At 35.3% G+C, this 14,364-nt stretch carries 15 protein-coding genes and 2 pseudogenes; 13 read left to right on the forward strand and 4 right to left on the reverse strand.

Annotated features, from left to right (window positions below; genetic code table 11):
- Positions 1 to 119 precede the first annotated feature (119 nt).
- The 8 genes from yycF (at position 120) to rlmH (ending at position 8,058) form a co-directional block, all read left to right on the forward strand.
- The gene (gene yycF, locus SJW71_RS00765) at positions 120 to 833 is read left to right on the forward strand and encodes a response regulator YycF (RefSeq protein WP_274795080.1); all 714 of its coding nucleotides are present in this window, start codon (positions 120 to 122) and stop codon (positions 831 to 833) included.
- A 5-nt stretch (positions 834 to 838) separates the two neighbouring features.
- Complete coding sequence (gene walK / locus SJW71_RS00770; RefSeq protein WP_274795079.1) at positions 839 to 2,704, forward strand: cell wall metabolism sensor histidine kinase WalK; 1,866 nt, start codon at positions 839 to 841, stop codon at positions 2,702 to 2,704.
- A complete protein-coding gene (locus SJW71_RS00775; protein ID WP_322611482.1) occupies positions 2,701 to 4,026 on the forward strand; it encodes a YycH family regulatory protein in 1,326 nt (441 codons plus the stop codon). Before walK ends, SJW71_RS00775 begins: the two co-directional genes overlap by 4 nt.
- Positions 4,013 to 4,840, forward strand: a complete 828-nt coding sequence (locus SJW71_RS00780; protein ID WP_274795077.1) for a two-component system regulatory protein YycI — start codon at positions 4,013 to 4,015, stop codon at positions 4,838 to 4,840. The genes SJW71_RS00775 and SJW71_RS00780 overlap by 14 nt, the downstream gene beginning before the upstream one ends.
- A complete protein-coding gene (locus SJW71_RS00785; protein WP_274795076.1) occupies positions 4,840 to 5,628 on the forward strand; it encodes an MBL fold metallo-hydrolase in 789 nt (262 codons plus the stop codon). Before SJW71_RS00780 ends, SJW71_RS00785 begins: the two co-directional genes overlap by 1 nt.
- Before the next feature lie 167 nt (positions 5,629 to 5,795).
- Positions 5,796 to 7,088, forward strand: coding sequence for a S1C family serine protease (locus tag SJW71_RS00790; protein WP_431811647.1), 1,293 nt, complete (start codon positions 5,796 to 5,798; stop codon positions 7,086 to 7,088).
- 235 nt (positions 7,089 to 7,323) lie between these two features.
- Entirely contained in the window at positions 7,324 to 7,488 is a 165-nt protein-coding gene (locus tag SJW71_RS00795; protein ID WP_431811648.1) for a CxxH/CxxC protein, read from the forward strand.
- A gap of 90 nt (positions 7,489 to 7,578) precedes the next feature.
- Positions 7,579 to 8,058, forward strand: coding sequence for a 23S rRNA (pseudouridine(1915)-N(3))-methyltransferase RlmH (gene rlmH / locus SJW71_RS00800; RefSeq protein ID WP_274795071.1), 480 nt, complete (start codon positions 7,579 to 7,581; stop codon positions 8,056 to 8,058).
- An 11-nt stretch (positions 8,059 to 8,069) separates the two neighbouring features.
- Here rlmH and SJW71_RS00805 read toward each other — a convergent pair.
- Positions 8,070 to 8,419 (reverse strand): annotated as a pseudogene (locus tag SJW71_RS00805) (transposase); the annotation flags it as partial.
- 206 nt (positions 8,420 to 8,625) lie between these two features.
- Between SJW71_RS00805 and SJW71_RS00810 the strand changes: the two are divergent.
- Both SJW71_RS00810 and SJW71_RS00815 read left to right on the forward strand, forming a co-directional pair.
- Positions 8,626 to 8,715, forward strand: a pseudogene (locus tag SJW71_RS00810) (purine-nucleoside phosphorylase); the annotation flags it as partial.
- Between the two features lie 375 nt (positions 8,716 to 9,090).
- Positions 9,091 to 9,300 carry a TM2 domain-containing protein gene (locus tag SJW71_RS00815; RefSeq protein ID WP_431811649.1) on the forward strand — a complete coding sequence of 70 codons (210 nt, stop codon included), beginning with the start codon at positions 9,091 to 9,093 and terminating at the stop codon, positions 9,298 to 9,300.
- 192 nt (positions 9,301 to 9,492) lie between these two features.
- Here SJW71_RS00815 and SJW71_RS00820 read toward each other — a convergent pair whose 3' ends face one another.
- The 3 genes from SJW71_RS00820 to SJW71_RS00830 all read right to left on the reverse strand — a co-directional run bounded on the left by SJW71_RS00820 (position 9,493) and on the right by SJW71_RS00830 (position 10,655).
- Positions 9,493 to 9,816 carry a zinc-ribbon domain-containing protein gene (locus SJW71_RS00820; protein ID WP_431811650.1) on the reverse strand — a complete coding sequence of 108 codons (324 nt, stop codon included), beginning with the start codon at positions 9,814 to 9,816 and terminating at the stop codon, positions 9,493 to 9,495.
- 173 nt (positions 9,817 to 9,989) lie between these two features.
- Positions 9,990 to 10,271 carry a zinc ribbon domain-containing protein gene (locus SJW71_RS00825; protein WP_431811651.1) on the reverse strand — a complete coding sequence of 94 codons (282 nt, stop codon included), beginning with the start codon at positions 10,269 to 10,271 and terminating at the stop codon, positions 9,990 to 9,992.
- A 21-nt stretch (positions 10,272 to 10,292) separates the two neighbouring features.
- The gene (locus tag SJW71_RS00830; protein WP_431811652.1) at positions 10,293 to 10,655 is read right to left on the reverse strand and encodes a DUF2085 domain-containing protein; all 363 of its coding nucleotides are present in this window, start codon (positions 10,653 to 10,655) and stop codon (positions 10,293 to 10,295) included.
- Between the two features lie 1,259 nt (positions 10,656 to 11,914).
- On the opposite strand from SJW71_RS00830, the gene SJW71_RS00835 reads away from it, so the two are divergent.
- Genes SJW71_RS00835 through SJW71_RS00845 form a run of 3 tightly spaced genes read left to right on the forward strand, consistent with a single transcriptional unit; the run spans position 11,915 to position 14,150 of the window.
- On the forward strand, positions 11,915 to 12,697 hold the full coding sequence (locus tag SJW71_RS00835; protein ID WP_274795070.1) for a transporter substrate-binding domain-containing protein: 783 nt from the start codon (positions 11,915 to 11,917) through the stop codon (positions 12,695 to 12,697).
- Between the two features lie 31 nt (positions 12,698 to 12,728).
- Positions 12,729 to 13,394 carry an amino acid ABC transporter permease gene (locus SJW71_RS00840; RefSeq protein WP_274795069.1) on the forward strand — a complete coding sequence of 222 codons (666 nt, stop codon included), beginning with the start codon at positions 12,729 to 12,731 and terminating at the stop codon, positions 13,392 to 13,394.
- Positions 13,395 to 13,421: 27 nt separating this feature from the next.
- Entirely contained in the window at positions 13,422 to 14,150 is a 729-nt protein-coding gene (locus SJW71_RS00845) for an amino acid ABC transporter ATP-binding protein (RefSeq protein ID WP_396631789.1), read from the forward strand.
- Positions 14,151 to 14,364 lie beyond the last annotated feature (214 nt).

Below are 14,364 nucleotides of genomic sequence, written 5' to 3' on the forward strand. Positions count from 1 at the left end.
TATTGGATGGATTGAATATCGATTAATGCATAGAACTCGAAAGCATGATAGAGTTAAGAGTAGTGAATTTACAAATACACATTGTTTAGAATAGATAAAAAGCGAAAGGGAGAGAATGTATGAACAAAACAATATTAGTTGTTGACGATGAAAAACCAATCGCAGATATTTTGCAATTTAATTTAATAAAAGAAGGCTATAAAGTTATTTGTGCTTATGATGGAGATGAAGCGTTAAAGAAAGTGGAGGAAGAGCAACCCGACTTAATGCTTTTAGATATCATGCTGCCGAAGCGTGATGGAATGGAAGTTTGTAGAGAGGTACGTAAAAAATACGATTTCCCTATAATTATGCTAACAGCTAAAGGCTCTGAAATTGATAAAGTATTAGGATTAGAGATGGGTGCAGATGATTATGTAACAAAGCCATTTAGTACTCGTGAGCTTATTGCGCGTGTAAAAGCCAATATGCGCCGTTTACAAGTGGTTGCTCCTGTGGCAGAAGAGGCTGAGGAAGAGTCAAATGAGATTGTGGTAGGATCTCTTGTAATTCAACCAGATGCATATCTAGTAATGAAGCGTGATGAAACAATCGAATTAACACATCGTGAATTTGAGTTACTTCATTATTTAGGAAAACACATTGGTCAAGTAATGACACGTGAGCACTTACTACAAACGGTATGGGGCTATGATTACTTTGGCGATGTGCGAACTGTTGACGTAACAATTCGTCGCTTACGTGAAAAAATTGAGGATAATCCTAGTCATCCTGCTTGGATTGTCACACGACGTGGTGTAGGTTATTATTTACGAAATCCTGAACAGGAGTAATAGGAATGCAGAAAGTAAGCTTCTTTAAATCCATTCATGTCAAATTAGTGCTGATTTATATTTTATTAATCTTACTTGCTTTACAAATTATCGGTATCTATTTCGCACGTCAATTAGAACAAAATTTGAAGAGCAACTTCCAAGATTCTATTTTCCAGCGGGTTGACTTGATGCAATATAGTCTCCGTGAGGAAATTTTAAAGGAACGCGATGAAAGCATGCCAAAACTAGAGGAAAGCTTAAAGTCAATTGTCATGGAGTTTTCTACTGGTTTAAGGGATGTTTCGAATGGTGATATTCTAGAAATTCGTGTCATTGATGATAGACAAAGGATACTAGCAACATCTGAGCTTGAGAATCAAAATTTAATTGGACAACGCTCTAACACAGACCTTGTACGACGTGCGATATCGGCTGAAACGCTCTTTGATATCATTAAACTTGATAACAAAACAAGGAATCGAGTATGGGTATTGGCGAACCCGATTCGAGCGGGTGCAGGGCCAGATGATGAAATTATCGGTGTTCTATATATTGAAGCGAATATTGAGTCTGTTTTTGAACAAATGAACGAAATTAATCGTATTTTCCTTGGCGGCACAGCAATGTCGTTAGTCTTTACGATCTTTTTAGGTATTCTTGTTGCACGAACAATTACACAGCCAATTGCTGATATGCGAAAGCAAGCTCAGGCAATGGCGAAGGGAAACTATTCCAGAAAAGTACGCGTATATGGTACGGATGAAATCGGACAGCTAGCGATAACCTTTAATCATTTAACTAATCGTTTACAAGAGGCACAATCGACCACAGAAGCTGAACGACGTAAGCTCGATTCGGTTCTGAGTAATATGACAGATGGGGTTATTGCAACAGATCGTAAGGGACGTATTATTTTAATTAATGATCCTGCACTTGAGTTGCTACATATTTCAAGGGATATTACATTAGGTCGCCCTATTGCTTCCGTATTGGGAATCGATCAGGAATATAGTTTTGAAGACTTGATTTATATGAGTGATGCAATCAATTTAAACTTTAGTACAGCGGATGCTCCCTATATATTACGTGCCAATTTCTCCGTTATTCAAAAAGAGACAGGCTTTATTAATGGTCTTATTACTGTACTACACGATATAACGGAGCAGGAAAAGATAGAAATGGATCGACGAGAGTTTGTATCGAATGTATCACATGAATTAAGAACACCATTAACAACAATGCGTAGTTATTTAGAGGCACTAGCAGATGGGGCATGGAAAGATGAAAATATCGCTCCTACATTTTTAAATGTAACGCAAACTGAAACAGAGCGTATGATTCGTCTAGTGAATGATTTATTGCAATTATCACGAATGGATAGTGCAGACTACGAATTGAATAAAGATATTGTCTTATTTAATTCATTCTTTAATCGTATAATTGACCGATTTGAAATGTCTAAGTCCGATAAAGTACAATTTGAACGAATATTCCCTGAAACGTCCTTTTATGTAGAAATTGATACGGATAAGGTGACTCAGGTTATTGATAATATTATTTCAAATGCAATCAAATACTCACCGGATGGTGGTAATATTCGCTTTGGCTTTACTGGACAAGGGGATATGCTGAAAGTCATGATTTCAGATGATGGTATGGGGATTCCTAAAGAAAACGTAGGTCGTATTTTTGATCGTTTCTATCGCGTTGATCGTGCACGAGCTCGTTCAATGGGAGGAACAGGATTAGGATTGGCTATTGCTCGGGAAATGATTGAGGCTCATGGTGGTAAGATTTGGGCTGAAAGTGAGGAAGGACAAGGTACAACCATTTTCTTCACATTACCATATGATGCAGATGAATTTGGTGAGGCAGGTGAGTGGGAATGAAATATATAGAACCAGTTAAATCTGTTGTACTATTTCTACTCGTCATGCTGAGTGTGGTTTTAACCTTTTTGATCTGGACCTATACACCTGATTATAAATATATAGAAAAAACAGAGTTAGAGGAAATTCTAATTAAGCCTCAAAAAGATATGGAGGATGTTATTCGTCCATACAAGGCTATTTTCCGTTCCGATGAGGAATTTAAAGGTACAGTATCTAACGCAGCTATGAAAGATATTATGAAAGTATTTAAAGGCTGGAATGTATTAGACTTAGTACCTGTTAACAATAATCTTTCTGCAAACTATGTCAATCAAATTATTGGCACAAATAATCGCATGACAATCTTTTTCACTGGAGAGATTCCTTTTTCAGCCTTTAACACGATTTTTCAGTTTACGGATAAGGAATTACCAGAAACAACATTTAATCGTATGATTATAGATTGGAGCAATTATAATAGCAAGGATTTAATGATTTATTACATTAGTGGTAATAACCAATCATTATTCCGATCACATGTCAGCGTGCCAAACATGAATCAATTTATACAGGAAGTCATAGAGCCTGCAAAAAAATATGGCACTTTTAAAGAAATTGAGCGAGAAAGCCAGACATCTCTTTATGTAGATAACAATAAAACGGAATCTGTAAAATTTACGTACTATATTGAAGAAATCTCACCAGAATTATTTAAAAATGTATTATTTACAGATCCAAATATTGTACGGCGCAATATTGAAAGTGCGTCTTCTGAAAAATATACAGATGGTATGTCATTAATGACGTTAGATACAAATCTAAAGTCATTAAATTATGTTTATCCAGCTGCAGAGAGCGGTATTAGAATTGAGCCATCAAAACTTCTAAAAGATAGCTTTGAATTTATTAACGAGCATGGTGGATTTACTGCAGATTTCCGCTATGCTTCAACAAGTACCAATAAAAATCAAATGGATTATCAATTATATTTGCAAGGTTTACCGGTCTATAGCAATCATGTCATTACCCGGATGACGACAATTTGGGGAGATAGCCGGATTTTCCATTATAAGCGTCCATACTTTTCCTTAGATATGGATATTGAAGCAGAAAAGGAAATAAAAGAATTGCCTTCTGGAGTAAATATTGCCGAGAGATTAAAAAACGCAAATAATATTGCCTTAGCTGATATTGATGAGATTGTTTTGGGTTATTATTTAACGCAAAACCAAGAACTTAATATATTTACATTTGAACCATGCTGGTTTGTCATTCGTAATGGATCTTGGATTAAACTAACTCCTGAAGTATTAGGAGGTGTTAAAAATGGATTGGAATAGAACAAAATCTATTTTTATATTCGTTTTTTTAATTCTAAACATCTTCTTGTATTCCCTTTATGTAAATCGCTATAATGAAGCGAAAGATATTGAGGTTCCAGGTGAAAAAACAATAGAAGCTCGTTTAAAAGATGATAATATTACGTATGGCACACTACCAAATAATATTGAAACTGCTTCGTATATGACAGCTCAAGTCCATAAATTCACAACAGCTGAATTTAGTAATAGCAACCAACAAATTAATATTAAGGATTCAAAGGCGGATTCAAAGGCTCGTGCTATTTTTATAAAACCTGTTAAATTACGTAATGTGAGTGATGATGCAAGCTTTACGGATTTTGTCCTTGCAAACATAACTGAAGGAGAATCTTACGCCTTATGGAAAGTAGACAGGGAAGAACGAGTCGCTGTTTTTTTCCAGAAAACCAATAATCGAATGTTTTATTATAATGGTTCATTAAAAATTAAGTGGAATGCTAACAATGAAGTAACGATGTATGAACAAACAATGATTGATAATATTGAGGAAATGGAACAACAGGAAACTGTCATTCCGCCTCTTCAAATTATTCAAACTTTATATGCAAAGGGAACGCTCAAGCCAGACTCGCGTATTACGCAAATGAAGTTAGGTTACTCCACGCTTGTTAAATTAACTCGAACTCAGGTATTAGTGCCAACATGGGAAGTTCAAGTGAAATTATCTGATGGACAAAAGGAAGAGTATTTTGTCAATGCAGTTGAAGGCAAAGTCATCGAGATCCAGGAGGACAAGCAAGAGAGCGAAGAAGAAGACTGGGGAGTTGAATAATGCGATTTAGTGTTTTAGCTAGTGGCAGTACAGGAAATTCGATTTATGTAGAAAATGACGACTACTCTTTTATCGTCGACGCTGGCCTTAGTGGGAAAAAAATGGAGCAGCTTTTTACAAAAATCGACCGTAATATGAAGCAGCTTAGTGGTATTTTTGTTACACATGAGCATAGTGATCATATTAAAGGGATTGGTGTACTGGCACGAAAATATAATGTACCAATTTATGCAAACGCCAAAACGTGGCAGGCAATGGACGGGCTAGTTGGCGACATTCCTATAGAGCAACGCTTTGAATTTGAAATGGACACAGTGAAACATTTTGGTTCTTTAGCCGTTGAATCCTTTGCCGTTTCTCACGATGCAGCAGATCCAATGTTCTACACTTTCCATGAGAATGATCGTAAGCTTGTCATTATTACAGATACGGGCTATGTCAGTGATCGTATGAAGGGTATTATACGTGGTGCAGATTCTTTTGTTTTTGAAAGTAATCATGATGTTAATATGCTTCAAATGGGACGTTATCCTTGGTCGATTAAACGTCGTATTTTAAGTGATGTAGGACACGTTTCTAATGAGGATGCCGCTATCGCAATGAGTGAAGTTGTGTTTGATAAGACGACCAATATTTATCTTTCGCATTTAAGTAAGGATAATAATATGAAAGAGTTGGCACGTATGAGCGTCACACAAACATTGCAATCTTGTGGCATTCTTGTAGGTGAGCATGTGCATCTTTTTGATACAGATGCAGAGGAACCTACAACATTAGTCACGGTTTAATCATAAGGTATTTAGGGAAAACTTGATGCTGTTCAATGCATTTCACAATGTGCATTGAGCAGCTATTTTTATGTCCATTTTAATTGTTTTTCATCTGATTTTAATGTTTGAATCGTAAGATTAGGGTAACAATTAAACAAATAGCAGTAAATGAAAGGATGAGGAACATGAGTTACTTTCAAGATGATGATAAAAACAGTGATTTCTTAAAAAAGGATGAAATACCGAAATCACCGCTGCAAGAAAGGTTAGAGCGTGAGGAGCAGGAAATGCAGGCCAAGCGTCTTAAAAAGAAAGGCGGAGGAAAAGGCGGTTATTTCTTTAGTGGTTTGATTGGTGTTATTATAGGAGCATTACTTGTATGGCTTATGTTACCAGGACTTGTCAATCAAATGCCTGGAACAACATCAAGTAGTACTGCAAAAAATAATACAACAATTAACCAAGTTGCAACAGAGGTAACGACAGATGTTACTTCAGCGGTAGACAAAGCCTCAGATGCAGTTGTTGGTATTGCAAATATTCAAGAAGTAACAAGTGGAGGTTTTTGGAGTCCACCATCAACAACTACAAAAGAAGCGGGCAGCGGTTCAGGTGTTGTTTATAAAATCGAAGGTGATAAAGCCTTTATCGTCACAAATAACCACGTTATTGAAGGGGCCAAGCAGATAGAGGTCACAATGCAAGACGGAACAAAAGAACCTGCACAACTAGTCGGTCATGACGTTTGGACTGACCTTGCAGTTATTTCTATTAACTCTAAAAATGTTAAAACAGTGGCGACATTCGGGAACTCAGATGTTTTAAAACAAGGGGAAACGGTCATTGCCATTGGGAACCCACTTGGTCTAGAATTTTATGGCTCTGTTACAACGGGTGTTGTTTCAGGTAAAGACCGCTCTGTACCGGTAGACTTAAATGGTGATGGCACAGAAGATTGGCAACAAGAAGTATTACAAACAGATGCTGCGATTAACCCAGGGAATAGCGGGGGAGCACTTGTGAACTTAGCTGGAGAATTAGTAGGGATTAACTCCATGAAAATTGCTGAATCCTCAGTGGAAGGTTTAGGATTTTCTATTCCAATTAATTCAGCTATTCCAATTATCGAGGAATTAGAGAAAAATGGAGAAATGAAACGTCCAACAATGGGAGTTTCACTGGCTGATTTAACAGATGTCCCATCATTCTATCAGCAACAAACATTAAAATTACCTGCAGAGGTGACAACAGGCGTTGTTGTAACAGATGTTATGAATAACTCACCAGCATCAAAAGCAGGTGTTCAACAATATGATGTTATTGTTGAAATGGATGGTCAAAAAATTGAAACAACAATTGATTTACGCAAACATTTATATAATGACAAAAAAATTGGTGATAAACTAACATTAAAAGTGTACCGTCAAGGTAAATTAGTCGAACTATCACTAACATTAACAAACGGTAATACATTGTAAAGAGTATGAAAAAAACGATGGTGATCTAAAAAATCCCCATCGTTTTTTTATGAGGATGAGGAAAAACTTTAATGAAATATTGTGGATAACTAGAAAATTGTGAATACCATGAAATCGTGAGAAAAAGGCACTTCTTCCATACATGCCATTCCTTTGTTACAATAGATTGTGGATAACATAGACTGATTTGTGAATAAGTTTGTGGAAATTTCGGAAAATAAGGAGACATCAAAAAATGGAAAAGTACAGCTGTGAAAGTCATATAGATCACGCTTTAGACATGTTTGTAGCAGAGCAAAAAGAGTTCCCAATTATGGATAAAATCAAAGAGGATAAAAAGTTATCCACAAAGTGTAGCTACTGTGAACAGCCTGCGGAATATATTGTATCAAGTAAATAACTTTACACAATATATAGGTGGAGCTTGTGGATATGTTGATAACTTTTGTGGATAATTTGTTTGTAAATGAATTGTAAAGGTGGATAACGTGTGAATATAACGATTGTATCAGTCGGCAAACTAAAAGAAAAGTACTTAAAAATGGGTATCGATGAGTACGTAAAACGTCTAGGCGGCTACGCAAAAATAGATGTGATTGAGGTACCAGACGAAAAGGCGCCTGAACAACTAAGTGAAGCCGAAATGGACATCGTCAAGAAAAAAGAGGGGGAACGCATACTAGCTAAAATTAGCCAAGATGCCTACGTGATCGCTCTAGCTATTAACGGCAAAATGAAAACCTCCGAACAAATGGCAGCGGATATTGAATCTCTTATGACCTACGGCAAAAGTAAAATCACCTTTGTCATCGGTGGCTCCCTCGGCCTACATGAAGATGTCCTAAAACGAGCCGACGAACTACAATCCTTTGGCAAAATGACGCTACCGCACCAGCTCATGAAGCTCGTGCTAGTGGAACAGATTTATCGAAGCTTTAGGATTATGAAGGGTGAACCGTATCATAAGTAAGGAAGTGACTTCTAAAAGCTAGACACGGTTATTTCATTGGCAGTTTGAGTAAAATGAGTTCGGTATTGCACCGGACTCGTTTTTAATTTTGTCTTGATTCGTTTATTATTATAGTAATTTATATATTTTTCTAATTCTATTTAAAAATGCTCTATACTTCAAATTCCCTCATGTACAGGAATTTGGATTTTATAATTCCAAAGAAATTCCCTATGACAGAGTTGTCGTAACAGTTTCCTTGACGAGACATAATTTGAACAATCCCTCTTGATTCTAAGGCGCAACGATATTTATTTATTTGATAATGCCAGCCTTGATCGGAATTCATGAGTAACTGGTGGAGCTCAGGTAAACGTTCGAGGTCAAGAGCCAATTGTATACGTGAAGTAGCACTCAATAACTTATAATTTATCTTCGGCAGTATATTTGATCATAAAAAAACTGCACCTCCAATTGTTAGTTGTGTCTAACAATTGGAGGTGCAATTCATAGGTGCGGTTTTTTTTAAGAAAATTTGGATTGAATGCTTTAGGGAGATCACATAGAAACTATACTTTTACAAGAACACTTCGTGCAAAGTTTATAGCTGAAAACTCTATAGAAAAACCTGTTCATTTCAATGAAATTCGAGGTATGCTGGGGTACACAGGCTATTACTTCAGAACAATATTTCTTTCTACCATGCGTGCCATTAGCTTGTTCTAGGTATAAACATGCCCAAGATGCATAGAAGATTGTGTGAAGTAGACTAACATTATTTAATTAAACTATCCTAGTATTTATAGAATGGAGTGTTTAGTGGCAGCTCACAAAACAAAAACCTCCTGAATATCAAGGAGCAGGGGTGGATATAAATGGTAATGGTCAATGATACATTATCAACCTTCTAAAGGACTATTCTTATAGAAAGTAAAATATCAATATTGTAGAACAAGTTTATAGGAAAAAAATGTTGAAAAATACTTATTTTGTAATATACTTATTGGGTATGGTCTTTATTATAGGATTTATGAATTTTTAGGAGGTATTTATATGTCAGACAAAAGTTTCGTAGCAACATTATTACTTTGTTTCTTTTTAGGAAGTTTAGGTATTCATCGTTTTTATGTTGGTAAAATCGGTACAGGTATTTTAATGGTTATCACATTAGGAGGTCTCGGTATTTGGACGTTAATTGATTTGATAATGATTATCGTTGGTAAATTTACTGATAAAGACGGCAACCTTATTAAATCTTCATAAAAAAACGATAGGCTTGTATATACATATTTTAAGCTTGTTGTTTTTATTTATAGTAATACGATAAAAAGAAGGGAGACTTTTCGAAATGTCTACCCTTCTTAATTTTTAAGCGGCGGATTGAGCAAATCCTATTGTTATACTTTACGATAACGGCATATTGCAGCTAAATTAAAATGAAACAATCCTTATTTATTAGTAATAATAGCTATCCTCCACCATTCCTGCTGTAAATCCTATTACAAATGAAATAATCATTATAATAATTGAAATAGCTATACCAAACAATGCATAAATTAAAGCTGATTTTGCTGCTTTTGGTTGTGTATCTTTCCATACAAAATAGATAATAATTCCAAGTAAAGGGAAACAGCATAAACTGAGTACATTAATCCAAATGTTTGGTGTATCATTTTTTGCTGCAGTTACTTGGTTGCTAAATTTTAATACGTTAACACCGCAATGTATACAAATTTCGGCATTCTCGTTAATGCTAGAACCGCAATTAGGACAATACATATCAAAACCCCCTGCATATTAGAAAATTCCCATTTACCATCTTGTTTGCCTTAGTGTAATAGCAATTAGTGCAGCACCGGTAACGTATAACATACGCCACTTTTAGAGCAAACTTTTGTTAAATCAGAAATATGTTTACTGCATTTAATACATTACATATGTAATTACTCGATTTAGTTACTTGATAATCCAATAATGAACATTGCAATATAGAATAATATGGTAATTCCTATGTTAATAAAGAAGAACGTTAAAGCTGATTTAGCAGCAACTGGTTTTTCGTTTTTCCAAATAAAGAACATAATTAATCCAACAAGTGGGACGCAGCAAAGTGTAATTATGTTAACACCCCAGTTTGGTTTGTCTTCACCACTTGCATTTTTTACGCGGACACCACAATGGATACAAATTTCTGCGTGTTCTGAAATATGTTCGCCACAGTTTGTACAATACATAATAGTACCTCCAATAGTTTGTTAAAGATTTCTTCCAACATATTGACCAAATAAGAAAAATTGATAACCAATAGTGTAGAAAATATAAATAATACCGATTCCACCAGGCAATCCAGTAAGGAACCGTCTATTATTATTACTCGTCCATTTACCAAATAATTGTCCTATACCATCGATAGCCATTGGTAAAATTAATAAGGCTATAATCCATAAATCAAATAAGCCTAAAAGTATGACTAATATTGTGGATAAGAGATAACCTACTGCCATACCAGTACATCTTGCACATAGTGGGAATTTCCTCCCTTTATAATAGAATGAACGGTCTGGTCTTTGATGGCAAAAGAAAATAACCCGCAATAAAAAATTAATATTATTTGCCAAATTTATAAACTCCTTTATTATTCTAGCGTATAGTATATAATATAAATAGAAATTATGGAATATACTACATATTTTAGTTTTAAGATACAATAATTTTAAATAGTAATTGATGAGATTTTAGAGTTGTTTTGATTAATGTTCAAAAGCGCATACGACAGAGGATTATGAGGACTTTGTTGAGCTTGTTGCGAAGGAAGTTGAAGCTGCGTTAATTTATATTTGGGTTCCGTTTATCAACAGAAGCTAACCATTCAGATAGAATAAGTAACATAATTGGTATTTGTAAAAATGAAGAGGTTGTATCAATTTTATTAACCGATTATCAAAACATATAATTGAATACAAATTATCGAACTTAAATAGTGCTAAGAACCTCATATAGATTCATGGTTATATGTGAGAATGTGCATCTACATAAACTAAATTTAATAAATGAGGGATAATATGTTAGTTGCAAACCTGTTAGCTCCTCAACTAAGTCTATTGAGCTGGCACATAAATTAGCTAATGAAGAAAATTATACGGGCATAGAAGAAAAAATAATTGAAAATCTTACTGGCAAAGATAAAAAGATTCATTACGATTGTATTAAAGTAGCGTACGAAATTGGGCAAGTTAAACCATAACTCATATGTCTTGACTTTTATAGAGTTGCTAAAAAAACTTAATAATCGTTTGGTCCTTGGGGGAATGAGGTATTAGCAACGAGCCGAGGGAGCATCAGTTAAAAAGTGTTATGAAAGAATGAAGAATTATAGAAGCCAAAGCGGTGCCGTGTCATTAAAAAATTGAAACTCGTGGTACAGAGAAATAGAATTGGTTATCAAGAAAGGGAATTCACGCAAAAGGACATTTCGGTAGATGAAATGATTTGTAAAAGATAAATGCATCGAAATGGGGTTTCCAAAGTTTTTGGCAGAGATGGTAAAAAATCTTCAAAAATTAGAGCGGTGGAAAAGAGCATTACAATTAAAGCAATTTAATGCAAACCTAATTTTGATATATCACAGCGAACCGTATCATAAGTAAGGAAGATTTTCTTAGTCCTATACATCTAAAATGCTGCATTTTTAGAGGAAAGAGAAGACTTGAAAGATAATTATATAATGCGAATTTTGTAGAAAAGTGTCGGGTGCTATTAAAAGTGCCTGATACTTTTTTGTTTTATCGGGAGTAGATTGGGTATTAACTATCATAAGCAAGTTATATAGCAAGAGGTATTGAAGGAATAATCGAAAAAGAAAGGAGTTATAGCCAACATGTTGTTGAATAAGAAGTTACTATTAGTCTTTAGTACAATTGTAGTCTGCTTTTTGTCTGGTTGTGCTGAGAAGCAGAAGCTTGAAGACGGATCTGAATTAATAAATAAAAATCAATTTGTTTTTGCTACTTCTGGTGAATTTAAGCCATTTAGTTATATAAATGACGATCTCACAATGTCGGGCTTTGATATTGAGGTTGGTGAAGCGATTGCAAAGGAAATGGGCCTTGAGCCGGTTCAGAAACGAATCAAGTTCAAAGGGATTGTTGAAGGGGTAAAAACAGGCAGAGCAGATGCAGCCGTTGCAAGCCACACGATTAACCCACAGCGAAGTAAACATGTTTCTTTCTCTACCCCGTATTATTATTCAGGACCAAAAATTTTCACCAGACCGGATAGTAAGATAAGGACTGTTGAAGATTTAAAGGGAAAGGAAGTAGCGGTTGCAAAAGGATCAACATATGCCGATACAGCTTCTAAGTATACAGACAAAATAAAAACATATGACAGCGATATTACAGCATTAAAGGCGTTGAGTAGCGGACGTCATGATGCAGTAATCACAGATTTTGTTACAGGAAAAACTGCTGAAAAGGAAGGGTTTGAGATTAAAGGACAGCAATTAATTAATCGCAGTGAACAAGCAATCGTCCTGCCCCAGGATAATCCAAAGCTATTGAAGCGAGTAAATGAAACTTTGGAGCAACTTCGGGAAAATGGAACATTGACTCAAATCAGTATCAAATATTTTGGTGAGGACATTACCAAAAAATCAGAATAAACGAATGCTATAAAAGAAAGGAAGTAGTACTTTGCCAAGTTTTTCGCATTTTTTTCATATACTAATGGAAACAAAAGGTGTATTCTTTAAAGCTATGCTTTTAACATTAGAGCTGACGGTGGTTTCTATCTTGCTTGGAATCGTCATCGGACTTGCCTTTGCCTTATTAAAAATTTCTAATATAAAAATTTTAGAACTTATTTCAGATATATATGTCTATTTGGTTCGCGGAACACCGCTGATTGTTCAAATATTTATCCTCTACTTTGGAATTAGCGGGATTTTCCTTCTTCCTGATTTTTGGGCTGCTTCACTTGCTCTAGCGTTACATAATGGAGCTTATATTTCTGAAATTCTTAGGGGAGCAATTCAGTCAGTCGATAAAGGCCAGTTTGAGGCAGGACGCTCTTTGGGAATGACAAAGACACTGACATTAAGAAGGATTATTCTCCCACAGGCATTCCGTAGAGCATTACCGCCTTTAGGCAATCAATTTATCATAAGCTTAAAAGATTCTTCGTTAGCCGCATTTATCTCCATGAATGAGCTGTTTAATGTGGCGACAACACTTGGGTCAAATAATTTTGATGAAATGACTTATTTACTCATTGTAGCAGTCTACTATTTATTACTGGTAGCGTTGATGACATTTGTAGTGAAACGAACTGAACTAAAATTAACAGTAAGCGACAGATAGGAGCTGAAAAGATTGGACACTAAGGAAATGATTAAAATAAAACAATTGAATAAATCATTCGGAGACTTACATGTATTGAAAAATATCGACATGACAGTCTACGAGAGCGATGTTGTTTGTCTAATAGGATCGAGCGGATCAGGGAAAAGCACCCTCCTTCGCTGTTTGAACTTTTTAGAAAGAAAGGATAACGGCCATATTATAATTGAGGGAAATGAAGTCAATCCACGAACAGATGACCTTAACAAGATTAGAGAAAAGGTAGGTATGGTGTTTCAAAATTTCAACTTATTCCCACACAAAACGGTTCTGGAAAATATTATTGAAGCACCTATTATGGTAAAGGGTGTAGGCAAAGAGAAAGCTATCATCAAAGCAAAACAATTACTGAAAAAAGTAGGTTTGGAAGATAAGTCGGATGTCTATCCTAGTAAGCTATCAGGGGGGCAAAAGCAACGGGTGGCGATTGCTAGAGCACTTGCGATGGAACCAGACATTATGCTTTTTGATGAGCCAACATCGGCACTCGATCCCGAACTTGTGGGAGAGGTTTTAACAACCATGAAAGACTTGGCTGAAGAAGGTATGACAATGGTTGTTGTAACCCATGAAATGGGATTCGCAAGAGAAGTAGCTGATTGGATTGTGTATATGCATGATGGGAAAATTATTGAACGCGGCACACCTGAACAATTTTTTAACCATCCGAAAGAGGAGAGAACTCGGGAATTTTTAACTGCGACAATGCTTAAATAAAACTAAATGGTCCTGCCTATATGAAAGGAAGGACCTCTTATATTGAAGCACTAAATTGTTAATTTATAGAGGAAAGAAGCATTCTTTATATTAATAACTAAAATTTAGTTAAATCACATCATTAAATTTCTTATAAAGCATGTACGAAAAAACTGCAATTAGACTAGTTAAGGCGAACCATGGAAATTTAATAGCAAAAAGAGAAATTGCACAG

Origin of the sequence: Lysinibacillus sp. FW12 (assembly GCF_050817245.1) — a bacterium.
In the GTDB taxonomy this organism is placed as follows: domain Bacteria; phylum Bacillota; class Bacilli; order Bacillales_A; family Planococcaceae; genus Lysinibacillus; species Lysinibacillus irui.